We start from the raw sequence: 17,843 nt of genomic DNA, 5'->3' as shown, positions 1-17,843 counted from the left end.
ACAGGTCTAATGGGTCCGGATAGATCGAGGAAGGACGAAGCGATGGATGAGCCGGCAGACGACGCGTCGCAGGACGGCCATACGCGCCCCGGTTTCGCTCGGCTCTCCCGGCTCGTATCGCCAAGCGGCCTGTGTCTCGGCCTCCTGCTGTTTGCCGCATCGCTCACCCCCTCGCTGATCCCGCGCAACGCGTTGATGCAGGGCCTTCTGGGCGGCGCCTCTTTCGCCATCGGCTACGGCATCGCCATTGGCCTCGTCGCGCTCTGGGAATGGCTGGGCTTCAGGACACGCGGCGGACGCGTGGTAGCCTGGACCATCGTCCTGGCGGGGGTGCTGGTAGCAGCCTATGCGCTCTCGCAGGTCACTCCGTGGCAGGACTCCATTCGCGTGCTGATGGGCATGCCGGCGCTGGAGTCGTCGCATCCGGCGAGCGTGCTGGCGATTGCGGTCGCCACGGCTGCCGTCCTTTTCGTCATCGCCTGGCTGTTCAAGCTGCTCGCCAGGCTGGCGCTCGCATGGGCGCGCCCGTTCGTCCCCGAGCGCGTCGCCATCCTGACGGCGATCGTCGTAGCGCTGGCGCTCTTCGGCATGCTGATCGACGGCGTGCTGGTGCGCTATGCCCTGACGGTGCTCGACGCTTCCTACGCCGAGCTGGACGAACTCATCGAGCCGGAAACGGCGATGCCCACGGCGTCGTGGAAGACCGGCAGCCCCTCGTCCCTCGTCAGCTGGGTCGACCTCGGCCGGGAGGGACGCCGGTTCGTCGACGGCCTGCCCTCGCGCGAGGACATCGCGGCGTTCTGGGGCGGCGAGGCGGAGCAGCCGCTCAGGGTCTACGTCGGGCTCAACGCCGGCGACACGGCAGAAGAACGCGCCGACCTGGCCCTCCGCGAGCTCATCCGTGTCGGCGGTTTCGATCGCGCCGTCCTGTGCGTCTCGGTCCCCACCGGCACCGGCTTCATGGACGCGGCCGCGACGACGCCGCTCGAGTATCTGCACCGGGGCGACGTGGCCACGGTGGCGCTTCAATACTCCTACATGCAGAGCCCGTTTTCGCTGATCTTCGAGCCGGGATACGGCGCCGAAGCGGCGCGCGCGCTGCTGCGAGCGGTCTACGACCACTGGACGAGCCTTCCCGCGGAAACGCGGCCGAAACTCTATCTCCAGGGCCTCAGCCTCGGTGCGCTCAGCTCCGAGCAGTCGCTGCGCATGCACGAGATCATCGGCGATCCGATCCAGGGGGCGCTGTGGAGCGGTCCTCCCTTCCCGAGCCCCATCCACACCTGGGCGACGGCCGAGCGTAACGAGGGCTCGCCGGAGTGGCTTCCGACGTTCGAGGAGGGATCGCTCATCCGCTTCATGATGAAGCCGGAGATCCCGGAACCCGACCGCCCGTGGGGCCCGCTTCGCATCGTCTACCTCCAGCATCCGAGCGATGCCATCGTGTTCTTCTCGATGGACATGCTGTGGCGCGAGCCCGACTGGATGCGGGCGCCGCGCGGCCCCGACGTCACCTCCGCCATGCAATGGGTGCCGGTGGTCACGGCGCTGCAGGTGGCAGCGGACATGGCGCTGTCCAACAACGTGCCACTTGGTCACGGTCACCAGTACTCCGCGGCAAGCTATATCGACGCCTGGATCACCGTTACCGCGGCGGACATCCCGCCCGCGGACGTGGACCGCCTGAAGGCCCATTTCGCCCGGTGAGGGCCGGAGGCGTTTCACAATGACAGCAATGAGCCGGCGGCGGCGTGCAACGCGCATCCTGCTGATCGCGGGACCTGCCGTCGTCTGCCTGTTCATCCTCGCCGTCGGGCTGAACACCGTGGCCCACCACCGCGGCTGGATCGTGCAGCGGCTCGACCCGCAGACGCTTTCGGCGGAGCTGCGCCCGTTCTACCGGATCTTCCGGCCCGATGGCCCCGGACCTTTCCCCACCGCCCTCCTCTATTCCGGCTGCGACGGCCCCCACGACAACATGGACCGGTGGGCCAATGCGCTGGTGGCGGACGGCTGGGCGGCGGTGGTCGTCGACAGCCACAGTCCGCGCGGCTACGAGGAATTCGAGGCTTGGCGCCTGGTGTGTCTCGGCCAGTTGATGGCCGGCGGCGAACGCGCCGGCGACGTGCTGGTATCGCTGGCCGACGTCCGCGCGATGCCGTTCGTCAATCAGGATCGGATGGCGCTGATCGGCATGTCCCATGGCGGCTGGTCGATCATGGACCTCCTGGCGCTGGATGCCGAAGGCCGGTTGCCCCTCAACCTGAAGCGCGCGCCCGGCGGCACGGACGACCCACCGCTCTCGAGCGTTGCCGCCGTGGTGCTGGTCTATCCGTGGTGCGGACCGACAAACCGGGCGGCGAAGGCCGGCTGGCAGCACCCTGCCCCCGTTCTGTTCGTGCTTGCCGACGACGACGTCATTGCCCCGGCGGAGGACTGCCACGCCGTGGCGGATACGCTGGAAGCGGAAGGGCGAACGGTCGAGATCCTGAGCTTTGCCGGGGTCACCCACGGCTTCGACCAGCAGGACCACTCGGGCATCAGCACCCTTGTCTTCGACGCGGCCGCCACCCGGCAGACGATCGACCGTGCGATCGCCTTCCTCGACTCCGCTTCGGAACCGTTGCCCCGCTGACGGCACGCGCGATCTCCCAATGCCCGCCATTGCAGGGATTGAGCTGCAGCCACAGCGCCGCGTTCGGGACAACTGTTAGGCATATGCCTAAGTCTCTTGACGGAAACTCGCCGCCGTGTCACTTAGTCATATGCCTAACCGTGATGCATCCCTCGACGACGCCTTTCGAGCCCTCGCGGATCCGACGCGGCGGGCGGTGATCCAGCGCCTCGGCCGTGGCCCGGCGAGCGTCACCGATCTCGCCGAGCCCTTCGAGATGGCCCTGCCCTCCTTTCTCCAGCACCTGAAGATCCTGGAGAAGAGCGGTCTGGTGCGATCCACGAAGGTCGGGAGGACGCGCACCTGCGAACTCAGCCCCGAGGCGCTCGCGCCGCTTGAGGGCTGGCTCGCCGAACAGAAGGCGATGTGGGAGGCACGATTCGACCGGCTCGACGCCGTGGTGCGTGAGCTTCAGACCAAAGGAGACGCCACATGACCGCTGATGAAGACCACCTCGAGGCCGCCCATCATTCCACTGCATCCTCGACGCGGCCGTCCCCCGACCCCGCGCTTGATCTGGTCATCAGCCGCCGGATCGATGCTCCGAAGGCGCTGATCTGGCGCGCTTGGACCGATCCGTCGCTGCTGGAAAAATGGTGGTGCCCCCGGCCGTGGCGGGCGGAGGTCGTCGATTTCGAACTCGTGCCGGGCGGCGCGTTCAACGTCCGCATGCATGGACCGGAGGGCGAACGGCACGAACATCCCGGCTGCTTTCTCGAGATCGTGCCCGAGCAGCGGATCGTCTTGACCTCGTGCCTCGGACGCGGCTGGAGCCCCATCGCCAACCCGTTCATTCCGCTCTCGGCCATCTTCACGATGGAGGATATCGACGGCGGCACGGCCTACACCGCAACGGCGCGGCACATGGACCGTCCGGGCCGGGACCAGCACGAGGAGATGGGCTTCTTCGAAGGCTGGGGCACCTGCATCGACCAGCTCGTCGAAGTGGTGAAGGCCACCCAGAGCAGGCTGGACTAGGCGCCTGCCCCGGGGGTTCCCGCCGACATCAGCGGAACAGCAGGACCGGGATCTTGCAGGAGCGCACCATCTCGGTCGTCGTCGAGCCGATCACCAGGCTGCGGATGCGGGAGTGGCCATACGCCCCCATGACGAGGAGGCCGACGTTCTCGTCGCGCACGACGTCGGCGATCACGGTATCCGGCTGGCCGGGAACGATCTCGGCCTTGACCCAGTAGCCGGCGGCTTCCAGCACGGCGCGGGCATTGCCGATCTGCCGCTGGGTCACCGAGGTGTCGTGCCCGACCATCAGCAGCCGGCACTCCAGTCCGGCGAACAGCGCGCTTCTGGCGATATGATCGACGGCCTTCATGCTGGAGACGCCACCGTCGTAGGCGACGAGGAAGCGTTCGATCGGCGCAAAGGCACGGGAGGCGACGAACACCGGCTTGGCGCTCGACCGCACGATCCGCTCGAGGTTGGAGCCGAGATGCGCCTTGGCGAAGTCGGCCGCCTCGCCGCGCTTGCCGATGATCACGAGGTCCGCGTCAGCTTCGCTCTCGGCCACGGTCTCGACGATGTCGCCGATGCGCAGCTTGGTCGCGACGGTCACGCCGGCAGCCTCGACGATCTCCTTGGCATCGTCGAGGATGGCGCGGCCGCGGGCCTGGGCAAGCTTGGCGCGCTGCTCGTCGAGCGCGCTCAGTTCCTCCAGCAGCGCCGTCCGGGCCCCGAGCGAGATCGATCCGGAGAGGTCCCTGCTGCCGCCCGTCTCCCGCCGACCGAGAACATGCAGGATATCGACCGACGCGCCGGTTCGTCCGGCGACCCAGGCCGCATGATCGCAGACGCTCTGCGCGTAGATCGAGCCGTCGACCAGCGCCACAAGCTTCGTCATCGCCCTGACCTCCCTTGTTGTTGGAGCCTCCACTGCGCCCCGGATTGATCCGACCCAAGGCAAATGCAGGCTCAAAACATTGAATACGTTGCGAGTTCTTGCGAGCCAACCGGTTTCGCGCGAGGCAAAGCCCCATCAGTGGCCGAGAAGGCCCTCCAAGGCGCCAGGCTTGTCGTGAACGGCCAGCCTGTCGACGATGGTTTCGCTGGCGGCATTGAGCCCCACGATGTCGACGTCCGCGCCGTCGCGACGGAATTTCAGCACGATCATGTCGAGCGCGGCCACGCTCGAAATGTCCCAGATGTGGGCTTTGCTGACGTCGATCGTAACCTTGTCGAGCGCCTCCTTGAAGTCGAAGGCGGCAGCAAACGCATCGGCGGAGGCGAAGAACACCTGCCCCTCAACGACGTAGGTGCGATGGGTGCCGTCCTCGGACAGCGTCGAGGTCACGCGCAGGAACTGGGCGATCTTCCAGGCAAAGAAGATGCCCGAGAGCAGCACGCCGACGAGCACGCCGATGGCCAGATTGTGGGTGAGCACCACGAAGACGACCGTCGACAGCATGACGATCGAGGACGAACGGGGATGCGAGCGCAGCGACTTGATCGACGACCAGGAGAACGTGCCGATCGACACCATGATCATCACCGCAACCAGCGCCGCCATGGGGATCTGCTTCACCCATTCGCCCAGCACAACGATGAGAAAGATCAGGAAAGCACCGGCGACGAAGGTCGACAGCCGCCCTCGCCCGCCGGACTTCACGTTGATCATCGACTGTCCGATCATCGCGCAACCTGCCATGCCGCCGATGAAGCCGGTGCAGAAATTGGCCACGCCCTGCCCGACGCACTCCCGGTTCTTGTCGCTGGGCGTGTCGGTGAGCTCGTCGACGATGGCCGCCGTCATCAGGGATTCCAGCAGCCCGACGGCGGCGATCGCCGCCGCGTAAGGCAGGATGATCAGCAGCGTGTCGAGCGTGAGCGGCACATTTGGGAGCAGGAAGATCGGCAGCGTCGACGGCAGGTCGCCCATGTCGCCCACGGTCCGGAGATCGAACCCGAAGCCGATCGAGACGGCCGTGAGGACGAGGATGGCGACCAGCGGCGACGGGATCGCCGTGGTGATGCGGGGAAACAGGTAGATGATCGCCAGCCCCGCCGCGACCATCACGTAGGTGAGCGAAGGCACGCCGATCAGCTCCGGCAACTGGGCCATGAAGATCAGGATCGCCAGCGCGTTGACGAAGCCGGTCATCACCGAGCGGGAGACGAAACGCATCAGGCTGCCCAGCCGGAGAAGACCCGCCCCCACCTGCAGGATGCCGGCAAGGATCGTCGTCGCGAAGAGGTACTCGAGTCCGTGGTCGCGCACGAGCGTCACCATCAGGACCGCAGTGGCCGCCGTCGCCGCCGAGATCATCCCCGGCCGCCCTCCGACGATCGCCGTGATCACCGCGATCGAGAACGACGCGTACAGCCCGACCCGGGGATCGACGCCAGCGATGATTGAAAAGGCGATCGCCTCGGGGATCAAAGCCAACGCGACGACGAGGCCCGCGAGGATGTCGCCGCGGATGTTGCCGAACCACTGGTGACGATAGGCGTGGAGTGACTGCATGACCCGTCCAGGCACAGGGCGGTCCCGCCCGCGACTGCAGGGCGCTGGGTGGAAGCCGTCGAAACGTGGGAAATCGCCGGCGGCGCCTGAGCGAGCGGCGCGTACAATCCGGTGAATGACCTGCCCTCTTTATGCAAGTTCATGCTGCATTGCAACATCGAGGCGGCTTTGGCATTGCCGGTGCCGTGTTGAACGGACGCGCGAATGCAGGAACACAGTTTCCAGCATCCGCCTGCTCAGTCTATCGTCTGAACGGGATGCGAGGAGTTCAACCCGATGCAGACTGCGATCATATTCATCCTTTCGAACTTTACGCTTACCATGCTCGTTTTGGGTCTCATTGCATCCGCCATAGCGATCGCACGAGCGCCGCGGCCGACACGCGAAGTCGTCGTTGAGAAACTGTTTGCCTACTTCCTGCTGTTCTCGATCTTCCTGTCCCTCACCTACAATTTCGTGATGCATGTGTTCTTCGGGGACATGGCGGCGCGCTTCATCGGCTGGGCCCAGAGCCCCTTCCAGGCAGAAGTCGGGTTCGCTTCGCTTGGCTTCGCCGTGGTCGGGTTGTTGGCGTTCTTCGGAAACCGCGGGCTGCGGATCGCGGCGATCGTGGGTCCGGCGATGTTCCTGTGGGGCGCGGCCGCCGGCCACATCTACCAGATGGTCACCGCGCACAACTTTGCGCCCGGCAACGCCGGCATCATCTTCTGGACCGATATCCTTCTCCCCGTGATCGGGTTTGCCTTTCTGTGGCTGCAACGAGGGACAGAAAAACATCGGCGCGAGGGGGCGTCGCTCGGGTGAGCGACAATTTGCGGCAGGTGTTCGCCGCGCCCACACACGACGTATCGATTGCGTCGAGGCAAAAAATCGGCAAAGGCTAAAGTCCAGGCGAGATGTGATGGGACAGTGGATCGGGCGAATGTTTGCCGCTGCTGCAGACATCGCTCCAGCGGAATGATTTCGCGACATCTCATTCCGTGAGCGTCTCGCCAATTGCCGTTGTGTCGCCCTTTCGTCCGACGGCCGGCCCCGAACCGGGTCGCGGAGGTGCAAAAATGCGCATTCTCAGCGTGATCGGTGTCGCCTGCGCCTTTGCCGGAACGACACTTGTCCTCAACGATCTCATCGCGGCGTGGTGGGGTGACAATGCGGGTGTGTCCGCAAGCCAGGCACGAGTATCGGTGACTGGTGTGACCTTGGCGGTTCTTGGAATCGTGCTGGCACTGGGGGCCGGCTTGGCGAGGGCGCGGCCAAAGCCCGCGAAGCCCAAAGTCGATGCCGAGAAGGCCAAGCCGGAGAAGGTCGTCCTCTACGAGCACGGACCCGACCAGCCGTATTGATCCGCTGGACTTCTCCGGTGCGCGCCGCCGTTTGCGGGCCGAACCGAAAAAATTTCATAAAATGCGAGCGTTCGGCGCTCCGGACCCTCGATCCTGGAAAAAGCCCGGGATTCCGGGACTTGTGGCCTCCCAATGTGCTCACGTTTTCGCGATTGACGTTGGAACCCGCTTCGATGCGACCCAACTGACAAGGAACGGATTGGAAACAGGCGCGTTGTTAGCCGCAAGAGGAAGCATCCTTGACGTATTTGCCGTCGAGAGCTTGGAGTGCCTACGATGAAGCGTAACAACGAAAATGCGGTTGTCCTGGCGGTTCTGACGGGCGCGGTTCTGTTTACTGCGCCGCTCGCGATCGCTGAAACGCTCCGGTCGGACCGGCTCGAGCCCGCAACCATTTCCGAGGACGCAGGGTCGTTCAGCCCGACTGTCCGCATCGGCTCCATTTCCCATGTCGGCAACGAATCTTTCGTCGTGGCGCTTCTCGACGAAGCGGGTCAGAAGATCGGCGACACGACGCTTCGTCCCTCCGAAACCGTTCTGATCAAGGACGGCCCGTCGGTGACTGCCCGTCCTTCGCTCGCTGGCGGCGAGATGGCCAAGACCAGCGACCGCATCGATGGTGGTGCTCCGACCAACGTTTCGCTGAAGGGCGACAAGCAGACCGAGACCGGCCAGGCCGTGATGATCGAAGCCTATCAGCCGCGCGCCTCTGAAAAGACCGACGATGTCTTGAAGATGGCCAAGTTCGGACAGCTCGTTCACGAGCGCGCTCGCGCCGCCGTCGATCAGGCCCTCAACTGGATCTGATCGAGCGACTCCGCACACCGAGTGCGGTTGAACTGACGAAAGCTGAGTGACGAGCCCTTTGTCGGCGGTGCCTCGCGCACCGCCGATTTTTTGTGCCCGCAGCAAGGCTCAAACGAGCCAGACCCACGAAAACGAACCGTTGAATGTCCGAAGACGGCTTCGGAGCAGGCGTGTCGTGATCCAGACCCGACCGTCGCACGTATTCCGAAAGACGTCGCGACCTGCCAGCCATCCTCAGGACATTGAATGAGCCGAACCAACCCTTCCCCCTCGATCGTCTGGTTTCGCGACGATCTGCGCCTTGCCGACAATCCGGCGCTGCGTGCGGCCATCGAGGCAGGTGATCCGATCATTCCCGTCTATATTCAGGAGACCGGTCCGGAGAGCATGCGTGCGCTCGGCGGAGCCGCCCGCTGGTGGTTGCACGGATCCCTCGAGGCACTTGATGGTGAGCTCCGCAAACTCGGCTCGCGGCTGATCCTGCGTAGGGGCGAGGCAAAGGCCGAACTCAGCGCGCTCGTCAGCGAGACAGATGCCGGCGCGGTCTTCTGGAACCGGCGCTACCACCCGGACGCGCGGGAGGTCGACGCCGCCATCAAGACTTCGTTCGAACGGGATGGCCTGACGGTCCGAAGCTTCAATGGATCGCTGCTGATCGAGCCCTGGGAGGTCGAGACCGGCGAAGGGTCTTTCTATCGCGTCTACACGCCGTTCGCCCGCGCCGCGCGCCAGAAGCTCAGCGCGATGATGCCGATGGCGGCACCGGAGTCAGATCTGCCACCTCCAAGGCGCTGGCCCGACGGCCTCGCTCTGGCTGAGCTGAAGCTTCGTCCGGAAAAGCCCGACTGGGCCGGTGGCCTGCGCGAGACCTGGACCCAGGGCGAGGCCGCGGCTCTTCAGACGCTGGCCGACTTCATCGACGACCGCCTTGGGCTCTACAAGACCAAGCGCGACTTCGCCGCGGTGGATGCGACGTCGCGTCTCTCTCCGCATCTGCGCTTCGGCGAGATCTCACCACGAACCGTCTGGTCGGCGCTGTCTCGGGTGGCTGACGAAGGATCAGGCTCCACGGAGCGCCAGTCTGCCGAGAAGTTCCTGAGCGAGGTGTTGTGGCGGGAGTTTTCCTATCACCTCCTCTACCATCTCCCGCCGCTCGAACATGCCAACGTGCAGGACAAGTTCGATGCGTTCCCCTGGCGCCAGTCCGACGCGAAACTCGCGTCGTGGGAGGCGGGCAAGACCGGCTATCCGATCGTAGATGCCGGAATGCGCCAGCTCTGGCAGACCGGCTGGATGCACAACCGCGTGCGGATGGTGGTCGCCTCGTTCCTGACCAAGGATCTGCTGGTCGACTGGCGCGACGGCGAAGCCTGGTTCTGGGACACGCTCGTCGACGCGGACGCGGCCAACAATCCCGCAAGCTGGCAGTGGGTGTCCGGATCCGGCGCCGACGCGGCACCCTATTTCCGCGTCTTCAATCCGGTTCTCCAGGGCAAGAAATTCGATCCGGAGGGCGCCTATGTCCGCGCCTTCGTTCCCGAGCTCGCGGAACTGCCGGACAAATACATCCACGAGCCCTGGACCGCCCCCGACGACGTCCTGAAGGACGCTGGGGTGGTCCTCGGCGACACCTATCCCGAGCGCATCGTCGATCATGCCGACGCGCGCAAGCGCGCACTCGAGGCGTACCAGAAGATCAAGGAACAGGCCGCTTGAACGCGCACGCATCTCACTTTCCGGCGTCGCGCATCGCGGTGGTTGGCTCCGGCATCGCCGGCAACGCAGCGGCATGGTCGCTGTGCGACCGGCACGACGTCGTCCTCTACGAAGCGGAGCCAAGAGCCGGCGGACACTCGGCTACCGTGGACGTCGACTATGACGGGCGAACCATCCCCGTCGACACCGGCTTCATCGTCTACAACGAGCTGAACTATCCGAACCTCGTCAGCCTGTTCGACCATCTGGGTGTGCCGACCGAACCCAGCGACATGAGTTTCGGTGCCTCGATGCGCGGTGGAACGCACGAATGGTCCGGCCAGTCCCTGGCAGGCCTTTTCGCCTGCAAGCGCAACCTGGTGTCGCCGCGCTTCATCGGGATGCTGCGCGAAATCCTGCGCTTCAATGCGACCGCGCGTGGCGATCTTGCGCGCGGCATCGCGGCCACGACGACGCTGCGTGCCTACCTCGCCGAACGCGGCTTCCGCTCGTCCTTCGCCGAGGACTATCTGGTGCCCATGGGGGCCGCGATCTGGTCGATGCCGGCGGAGCGCATGCTGGAGTTCCCGGCGCGCGCGCTGCTGGCCTTCTTCGACAACCATCGCCTCATCGACCACGACCGGCCGCTCTGGCGCACCGTCAGTGGCGGCAGCCGTGTCTACGTCAATCGGATGCTCAACAAGATCGTCCGACAGGGCACGCTGCGCGTCGCCACGCCCATTGCGCGCATCGAGCGAAGCGCGACGGGCGTGACCGTGATCGACAGCACCGGGCATCGCGACACCTTCGACCAGGTCGTACTGGCCTGTCATACGGACCAGGCGCTCGCCATTCTCGACGCGCCCAGCTCGGCGGAACGCGCGGTACTGAGCGCGATCGACTATCGGCCGAACGCGGTTTACCTGCACCGCGACCCGCGCCTGATGCCCCGCCGCAAGCAGGTGTGGTCCTCATGGAACTACCTGAGCTGGCCCGGTGACCACGCGGGTGAAGGCGTGGCGCTGAGCTACTGGATGAACCGGCTGCAGAACATCGACCCCGCCCTGCCCCTCTTCGTGACCCTCAATCCGCCCTTCGTGCCGGATCCCGCCCTGACTTTCGGCACTTACAGCTACAGCCATCCGCAGTTCGACCGTCTGGCCCTGCAGGCCCAGTCCGCCTTGCCGGCGATCCAGGGTGGCGACCGCACCTGGTTTTGCGGCGCTTGGACAGGCTATGGTTTCCACGAGGATGGGCTGACGTCGGGGCTCGCCGTGGCCGAGGCGCTGGGTGGCACCGTGCCTTGGCGCAGCAACTCGTCCCCGACCGTCCAGTTGGAGGCCGCAGAGTGAGGACGCGCATCCCCACGACCTGGGCTGCGAACGGTGACGCGCCCGCCGCGCCCGTCGCGCTTTACATGGGCGACGTGATGCACGCCCGCCTGAAGCCGGTCGGTCACCGGTTCGCCTATCGGGTCTATTCGATGCTGGTGGATCTCGACCGGATGAACGACACTAGCGGCCTCGCGCCGTGGTTCGCCTTCGACCGGTTCGCCCCGCTTTCCGTCCATGCGCGCGATCACGGCGCCGGCGATGGATCGCCGTTGCGTCCGCATGTCGATCGCCTGCTTGGCGAAGCAGGTGTCGCGCGCCCGCAGCGCGTGCTCATGCTCTGCTATCCGCGCGTCTTCGGCTACGTGTTCGACCCGATAACCGTCTATTTCGCCTACGCTTCCGACGGTTCCCTCACCGCCCTCCTCTACGAGGTGCGCAACACGTTCGGCGGCCGTCATACCTATGTCGCGCCGGTGCGCAGCGGCGAGGCGAGCGAGGCCGGCATCGAGCAGAAGGCCACCAAGGCCTTCCACGTGTCTCCATTCCTGGGCATGGACGAAACCTACCTCTTCCGCGTCCTGCCCCCCGGCGAGGCCGTCCGAATCCGCATTCTGGAAACCGACGCCGAGGGGCCGACGCTGGCGGCGACGTTCGCGGGACGGCTTCGGCCGGCGACGCGCGCCAATCTCGCGCGCGCCTTCTTCACCGTCCCGCTGATGTCGCTGAAGGTGATCGCCGCCATCCATTTCGAGGCCCTGCGCCTCTGGTGGAAGCGCGTCCCTCTCGTGCCGAAGCCGCGCACCGAAGCCCCCTCGAAGCAGGCTTCGGGATCGGTTCCAGCGGGCGGACGCGCGCAAGGGCGACCAGGCGGCCATCAACTTGCAGCCAATTTGCCGCCTCCGGGTTAGGATCCCTGGTCCTCCGTCAGCAATGAACGGAACCCGCTCGACTTTCGCCGTCCGGACGTTGTCCGGCCCATACTGTCTCAGCTGGAAGGTTGTCTCGGTATGACGATCGCCTCTGCCCCCGTGCCGCTCACAACGGCAAACGCATCCGACGCCCTGCGCGGCCTGCCCGCCTTCGCGCGCCGCGGCTTCGCGGTGGCCCTGAAGCTCCAGAAGGGCTCGCTGGGCGTGACCGTCCCTGACGGCCGGAGCTTCCGCATCACCGCTCCGGAACCCGGTCCCTGTGCCGATTTCGCCATCCACGACTGGCGCTTCGCGCGCCGTCTGCTCCAGGCGGGCGACATCGGCGTTGGCGAAGCCTACATGGCGGGCGAATGGTCCAGCCCGGACCCGACGGCCTTTCTCGAGCTGTTCGCCGCCAACCGCGGGGTGATGATGAACGCGCTCGCCGGCAATCCGATCGCCCGCGCGATCGTCTCCTTCCGGCACTTCCTCAACCGCAATTCGCGCGCCGGATCGAAGCGCAACATCGCGGCGCATTACGACCTCGGCAACGCGTTCTACTCCGCCTGGCTGGACCCCTCGATGACCTACTCGTCCGCCTACTTCGGCGGCGGGGCCAACAATCTCGAGGCTGCGCAGCGCGACAAGTACCGCGAGCTCGCCGAGCGGACCGACATCCAGTCCGGCGACCATGTGCTGGAAGTCGGCTGCGGGTGGGGTGGCTTCGCGGAGTACGCCGCCCGGGAGATCGGTTGCCGGGTCACCGCGGTCACCATCAGCCGCGCCCAGCACGACTACGCCCGCAAGCGGATCAGCGACGCCGGCCTGAACGACCGCGTGACGGTCGATCTCGTGGATTACCGCGACATCGAGGGCAGTTACGACCGGATCGTCTCGATCGAGATGTTCGAGGCCGTCGGCGAACGTTTCTGGCCGGGCTATTTCCAGATGCTGAGCGACCGGCTGCGCTCCGGCGGACGGGCCGGGCTGCAGATCATCACCGTCGAGGACGAGCACTTCGAGGCGTACCGACGGGCGCCGGACTTCATCCAGCGCTACATCTTTCCCGGCGGCATGCTGCCGTCGCCGAGCCGGGTCGGCGCACTCGCCGACGCGGTGGGGCTGACGGCAACCCACGAAGCCGGATTCGGCGGCGATTATGCCCGTACGCTGGCCGAATGGCGCGACCGCTTCCGGTCGGCCTGGCCGAAGCTTGCGCCCGGCGGCTTCGACGACCGCTTCCGGCGGATGTGGGAATTCTACCTGCACTATTGCGAGGCTGGATTCCGCGCCGGAGCCATCGACGTGAAGCACTTCGTGTTCGCCCGCCCGTGAACGCAGGCGGCAGGCGTGCTGCGGCTCCGACCTGGGGGCATCTGCTTCTCTACGCCCTGCCGGCCCTGCCGCTCGCGACGCTGCAGTTTCCGCTCTTCATCCTGCTGCCGACATTCTACGCGGACGGATTGGGCCTGCCGCTGTCGGCGGTGGGGGCCACCTTCCTAGCGATCCGCGTCGCCGACGCCGTGTCGGACCCGGTGGTCGGCGTGCTGGCGGACCGGTGGCGGCCGCGCTTCGGCCGGCGACGCCTGTGGCTCGCGGCCTCCGCGCCTGCGACGGCCATCGCCTGCTATTTCCTGTTCGTCCCTCCGCCGGATGCAGGCATCGGCTACCTCCTCGCCTGGGGCGTGCTGGTCTCGCTCACCAGCACCGCAGCGCTGGTGCCCTTCAACGCCTGGGGCGCCGAACTCTCCGTCGACTATCATGGCAGGAGCCGGATCGCGGCCGCGCGTGAGGGGCTGATCGTCGCCGGAACGCTGGCGGCCGCGGGGATACCGGCCGTGCTCTCAAAAGGCGACCAGGGCCTGGCGCTGTCGTGGATCGCGGTCAGCGTACTCGTCCTGCTGCCCGTGACAGCCTTCGTCGCCATCGCCTTCGTGCCCGAGCCGCACGACAGCTCCACCCGCTCCCTCTCGCTTCGAGACGGCCTGGGGTTCATCCGTCGCAATCGACCTTTCATCCGGCTGGTCGCGGCCTTCGCCATCAACGGCCTCGCCAACGGCCTTCCGGCCACGCTTTTCCTGTTCTTCGTGGCCCGGGTAATCGACGCGCCGCAGATGCAGGGACCGTTTCTCTTTCTCTACTTCCTGTGCGGGATTGTCGGCATTCCGATCTGGCTGCGCCTGTCGCGGGCCGTCGGAAAGCACCGCGCCTGGTCGATCGCGATGATCGCCGCGTGCGTGGTGTTCGCAGCCGTTCCTTTGCTCGGCCCGGGAGACGTTCTAGCTTTTGCGGTGGTCTGCGTCCTGACCGGCCTGGCCGTGGGGGCGGACCTCGTGCTGCCGGCCGCGATCCAGGCCGACGTGGTCGACATCGACACTGCCGCCTCGGGAAGCCAGCGGACCGGCCTCTATTTCGCGCTGTGGGGCCTGGCGACCAAGCTGGCGCTCGCAGCGGCGGTCGGGATCGCGTTTCCGCTGCTTGCAGTCGCCGGATTTCGCACAGGCGCGGGAGAAGGCGACGACGGCCTGTTCGCCCTTGCAGTCCTCTACGCCTGGGTCCCGATCGTACTCAAGCTCGCGGCCGTCGCGTTGATGTGGCGGTTTCCGATGGATGAGGCGGAACAGGCCCGGGTGCGCGCGGCGATCGACGCGGAGCCGGCGTCGGCCGGCTGAAGCCCCAGCGGCAAGCGCACTGAGGCCCAACAGGTCCAATCGTCATTCTGCCCGAACCGCCCTATTCGTCTTTCGATTTCGGCTTGTTCCAGCCCGTTGCCGAGCCAATCAGCGGGAAGAAGGCCCAGTACGGGAGGACGCGGATCACCTTCAGCGCATAGGTGAAGCGCCGCGGGAACGTCACTTCGAAGCGTCCGCTCTGGAGACCCTCCACGAGCCGGCGCGCGGCCTTTCCGACCGACATGAGATACGGCATGGGAAACGGGTTGTCGGCGGTCGCCGGAGTGTCGACGAAGCCCGGCGCGATCACCTGGATGGTGAGGCCCTGGTTGTCGAAATCGAACTTGAGCGCTTCGGCGAGATTGATGAGCGCGGCCTTGCTCGCGCCGTAGGACGCCGCCGTCGGCAATCCGAAATAGCCGGCCACGGAGGCCACGATCGCGATCTGGCCCCTGCCCCGTGCCAGCATCGGGCGGGAAGCCGGGATGAGGCAGTTCACAGTGCCGCGGATGTTGACGTCGAAGGTCTTGTCGAAGTTGGCGCGGTCGAGTGCGTCGCCCGTCACCGGCAGATAGACGCCGGCGTTCAGAATCGCCAGCGCGATCGGACCCAGTTCGGTCTCGATCCGACCAACGACCGCCTCCATCGCAGCGGCGTCGGTGACGTCTCCGGGGAACGGAACAATGCGGCCTGGCCCTGAGGCGTCGGCTGCAACCCCGGCCAGCTCCTCCTCGCGACGCGCCGTAATCGCCACCGTGAAGCCCGCGGCCGCGAGGCGCTGGGCGACGGCCGCCCCGATCCCCGAACTAGCGCCGGTGATCCATGCGACACCGTCTTCCGGGCGGGCGACATAGGGCTTCTTCGACATGCACACACCCTGAACAAAACGCCCGGACGCAAGACGCGGGAACAACCGAGAAAACGCAGATCGCCGAAGGTCTCATGGGCCGGGGCAGTGCCACGTGCCGCGCGGTCGGGTCTGCGAAAGCCCGGGTCAGCCCGGCAAGAATGGTGCCAGCAGGCGCCCCAGACGACCGGTAAGACGCAGAGAGGCATTGCTGACCACGAAGCCGATGCAGTCGCCGTCGTCATCGGCGATCGGCCGATGATCGATCAGGTCGTCGGCGATCGACACATCGCCGACGCCGTAGTGGCCGGTGGTGTCGGTGAAGCCACCGTGGAGGACGAGGGTCATTTCCGTCCCGCGATGGGTGTGCGGCGGAAGCCCATGGCCGGCACGGAGGCAGAACAGGCTCGTCACGAACCCGTCGTCGCTGCCGACCCGCCACTCCCGGATGCCAGGCAGCCGCGTCTTCCACGGCACATCGGCCAACGGACGGCCGACATAACGCAGCAGCGAGGCGGGAAGCCCGCTCTCGTCGACGGAGCCGCCGGCCGGCACGACCGATCCGAATGCGGGATCGGAGATGGCGTCCGCGTCAGGAGCGAGGGAGAAAATCCGCTCGAGCTTTCGATCGCGCTCCGGCACATCGACCGGCTCGATCCCCTCAAGAAAACTCGCCGCAACGGCTTCGAGATCGCCCACCCACCGGTGGTTGCGCGGGCTCAGCTCGAGATGTGCCTCGACGAGGACCTGCACCGGCAGCGGCAGGCTTCCGGAGACATACCCGGCGATAAGGCCGTCGAGGGCCTGAGAGGTTTCGGTCATGCGCTCAGTCACTGAAGGAGACAGCCGTATCGGCAACGGCGAACTGGATACTCTGCCCATAGTACGGTGCGGATGACGGACCGGATCAGGGTATCATGACGAAATCGCATACCACCGCTGCATTTCTCCCGAGCATTCGCGGGCCTTAGACGGTTGATGTGACCTAGAGGTGTCGATAGCTTGGCCGCTCCAACCCAACCAAGGCAAGGTCATGGCCGAACTCGCATCCGTGCTCGACGCCATCGGCAACACGCCCTTGATCCGTCTCAACCGCGCCTCGGAAGAGACGGGCTGCGAAATCCTGGGTAAGGCAGAGTTCATGAATCCCGGCCAGTCCGTCAAGGACCGTGCCGCCTATTATATCGTGCGCGACGCCATGGAGCGTGGCGAACTGAGGCCGGGCGGAACCATCGTCGAGGGCACCGCCGGCAACACGGGCATCGGGCTTGCGCTCGTGGGCGCCGCGCTCGGGTTTCGAACCGTCATCGTGATCCCCGAGACCCAGTCCGACGAGAAGAAGCAGATGCTTCGCCTCGCCGGAGCGGAGCTAATCGAGGTTCCCGCGGTTCCCTACCGCAACCCGAACAATTACGTGAAGCTGTCGGGCCGCCTCGCGGCTCAGATGGCCAAGAGCGAACCCAACGGCGCCATCTGGGCAAACCAGTTCGACAACGTCTCGAACCGCGAGGCGCACATCCTGACCACCGGTCCGGAGATCTGGGAGCAGACCGACGGCGACGTCGACGGGTTCATCTGCGCGGTCGGATCCGGCGGAACGCTGGCCGGGATCGGCATGGCCCTGAAGGAGCGCAACCCGGAGATCACCATCGGCCTTGCCGATCCAATGGGTGCCGCGCTCTACAATTTCTACACCCACGGCGAGCTGAAGTCGGAAGGCTCCTCGATCACCGAGGGGATCGGCCAGGGCCGCATCACCAAGAATCTCGAGGGTGCGCCGGTCGACATCGCCTTCCAGATCCCCGACGCCGAGGCGCTGCCGATCGTCTTCGACCTGCTTCAGCACGAGGGGCTCTGCCTCGGGGGATCTTCCGGCATCAACGTCGCCGGCGCGATCCGGCTGGCACGGCACCTCGGCCCCGGCCACACGATCGTGACCATCCTGTGCGATTACGGCAATCGCTACGCGTCGAAGCTGTTCAATCCCGAGTTCCTGCGATCGAAGGACCTGCCTGTCCCGGAGTGGATGGAGAAGATGCCGTCGATCGCCATCCCGTTCGAGACGTCGGAATAACCTGGACGCAACCC

17 protein-coding genes are annotated in these 17,843 nt (G+C 66.0%); 13 read left to right on the top strand and 4 right to left on the bottom strand.

The window, feature by feature from the left end; translation table 11 throughout:
* Nucleotides 1-42 precede the first annotated feature (42 nt).
* The 4 genes from AB7M35_RS00620 to AB7M35_RS00605 all read left to right on the top strand — a co-directional run bounded on the left by AB7M35_RS00620 (nucleotide 43) and on the right by AB7M35_RS00605 (nucleotide 3,652).
* The gene (locus tag AB7M35_RS00620) at nucleotides 43-1,707 is read left to right on the top strand and encodes an alpha/beta hydrolase (protein WP_453956387.1); all 1,665 of its coding nucleotides are present in this window, start codon (nucleotides 43-45) and stop codon (nucleotides 1,705-1,707) included.
* Between the two features lie 19 nt (nucleotides 1,708-1,726).
* Nucleotides 1,727-2,635 (top strand): dienelactone hydrolase family protein, encoded by a 909-nt coding sequence (locus tag AB7M35_RS00615; RefSeq protein ID WP_453956386.1) that lies wholly within the window; start codon nucleotides 1,727-1,729, stop codon nucleotides 2,633-2,635.
* A gap of 130 nt (nucleotides 2,636-2,765) precedes the next feature.
* Nucleotides 2,766-3,110, top strand: coding sequence for an ArsR/SmtB family transcription factor (locus tag AB7M35_RS00610; RefSeq protein WP_453956384.1), 345 nt, complete (start codon nucleotides 2,766-2,768; stop codon nucleotides 3,108-3,110).
* Complete coding sequence (locus AB7M35_RS00605) at nucleotides 3,107-3,652, top strand: SRPBCC family protein (RefSeq protein ID WP_453956383.1); 546 nt, start codon at nucleotides 3,107-3,109, stop codon at nucleotides 3,650-3,652. The genes AB7M35_RS00610 and AB7M35_RS00605 overlap by 4 nt, the downstream gene beginning before the upstream one ends.
* A 28-nt stretch (nucleotides 3,653-3,680) precedes the next feature.
* Here AB7M35_RS00605 and AB7M35_RS00600 read toward each other — a convergent pair whose 3' ends face one another.
* Both AB7M35_RS00600 and AB7M35_RS00595 read right to left on the bottom strand, forming a co-directional pair.
* Nucleotides 3,681-4,529: a universal stress protein gene (locus tag AB7M35_RS00600; RefSeq protein ID WP_453956381.1), complete on the bottom strand. Its 849-nt coding sequence runs from the start codon at nucleotides 4,527-4,529 to the stop codon at nucleotides 3,681-3,683.
* A gap of 135 nt (nucleotides 4,530-4,664) precedes the next feature.
* A complete protein-coding gene (locus AB7M35_RS00595) occupies nucleotides 4,665-6,149 on the bottom strand; it encodes a SulP family inorganic anion transporter (protein ID WP_453956379.1) in 1,485 nt (494 codons plus the stop codon).
* A 276-nt stretch (nucleotides 6,150-6,425) separates the two neighbouring features.
* On the opposite strand from AB7M35_RS00595, the gene AB7M35_RS00590 reads away from it, so the two are divergent.
* The 8 genes from AB7M35_RS00590 to AB7M35_RS00555 all read left to right on the top strand — a co-directional run bounded on the left by AB7M35_RS00590 (nucleotide 6,426) and on the right by AB7M35_RS00555 (nucleotide 14,908).
* Complete coding sequence (locus tag AB7M35_RS00590; RefSeq protein WP_453956377.1) at nucleotides 6,426-6,953, top strand: DUF6790 family protein; 528 nt, start codon at nucleotides 6,426-6,428, stop codon at nucleotides 6,951-6,953.
* Between the two features lie 254 nt (nucleotides 6,954-7,207).
* Nucleotides 7,208-7,492: a hypothetical protein gene (locus AB7M35_RS00585; RefSeq protein ID WP_453956375.1), complete on the top strand. Its 285-nt coding sequence runs from the start codon at nucleotides 7,208-7,210 to the stop codon at nucleotides 7,490-7,492.
* 276 nt (nucleotides 7,493-7,768) lie between these two features.
* Nucleotides 7,769-8,299, top strand: a complete 531-nt coding sequence (locus AB7M35_RS00580; RefSeq protein ID WP_453956373.1) for a hypothetical protein — start codon at nucleotides 7,769-7,771, stop codon at nucleotides 8,297-8,299.
* Nucleotides 8,300-8,545: 246 nt separating this feature from the next.
* A complete protein-coding gene (locus AB7M35_RS00575) occupies nucleotides 8,546-10,015 on the top strand; it encodes a cryptochrome/photolyase family protein (RefSeq protein WP_453956371.1) in 1,470 nt (489 codons plus the stop codon).
* Entirely contained in the window at nucleotides 10,012-11,346 is a 1,335-nt protein-coding gene (locus AB7M35_RS00570; RefSeq protein ID WP_453956369.1) for an NAD(P)/FAD-dependent oxidoreductase, read from the top strand. Before AB7M35_RS00575 ends, AB7M35_RS00570 begins: the two co-directional genes overlap by 4 nt.
* Nucleotides 11,298-12,236 carry a DUF1365 domain-containing protein gene (locus tag AB7M35_RS00565; protein WP_453956367.1) on the top strand — a complete coding sequence of 313 codons (939 nt, stop codon included), beginning with the start codon at nucleotides 11,298-11,300 and terminating at the stop codon, nucleotides 12,234-12,236. Before AB7M35_RS00570 ends, AB7M35_RS00565 begins: the two co-directional genes overlap by 49 nt.
* Nucleotides 12,237-12,335: 99 nt before the next feature.
* Complete coding sequence (locus AB7M35_RS00560) at nucleotides 12,336-13,571, top strand: class I SAM-dependent methyltransferase (protein WP_453956365.1); 1,236 nt, start codon at nucleotides 12,336-12,338, stop codon at nucleotides 13,569-13,571.
* Nucleotides 13,568-14,908, top strand: a complete 1,341-nt coding sequence (locus AB7M35_RS00555) for an MFS transporter (RefSeq protein WP_453956363.1) — start codon at nucleotides 13,568-13,570, stop codon at nucleotides 14,906-14,908. The genes AB7M35_RS00560 and AB7M35_RS00555 overlap by 4 nt, the downstream gene beginning before the upstream one ends.
* A gap of 61 nt (nucleotides 14,909-14,969) precedes the next feature.
* On the opposite strand, the gene AB7M35_RS00550 is transcribed toward AB7M35_RS00555, so the two are convergent.
* Both AB7M35_RS00550 and AB7M35_RS00545 read right to left on the bottom strand, forming a co-directional pair.
* Nucleotides 14,970-15,776 carry an SDR family NAD(P)-dependent oxidoreductase gene (locus AB7M35_RS00550; protein ID WP_453960546.1) on the bottom strand — a complete coding sequence of 269 codons (807 nt, stop codon included), beginning with the start codon at nucleotides 15,774-15,776 and terminating at the stop codon, nucleotides 14,970-14,972.
* 126 nt (nucleotides 15,777-15,902) lie between these two features.
* The gene (locus AB7M35_RS00545; RefSeq protein WP_453956361.1) at nucleotides 15,903-16,577 is read right to left on the bottom strand and encodes a ChrR family anti-sigma-E factor; all 675 of its coding nucleotides are present in this window, start codon (nucleotides 16,575-16,577) and stop codon (nucleotides 15,903-15,905) included.
* A 211-nt stretch (nucleotides 16,578-16,788) separates the two neighbouring features.
* Between AB7M35_RS00545 and AB7M35_RS00540 the strand changes: the two genes are divergently transcribed.
* The gene (locus AB7M35_RS00540; protein WP_453956359.1) at nucleotides 16,789-17,829 is read left to right on the top strand and encodes a cysteine synthase A; all 1,041 of its coding nucleotides are present in this window, start codon (nucleotides 16,789-16,791) and stop codon (nucleotides 17,827-17,829) included.
* Nucleotides 17,830-17,843: the final 14 nt, after the last annotated feature.

It is taken from the genome of Amorphus suaedae (assembly GCF_053629675.1).
Note: the sequence above shows the minus strand (reverse complement) of the source record. Positions and strands in the feature narration are given on the sequence as shown.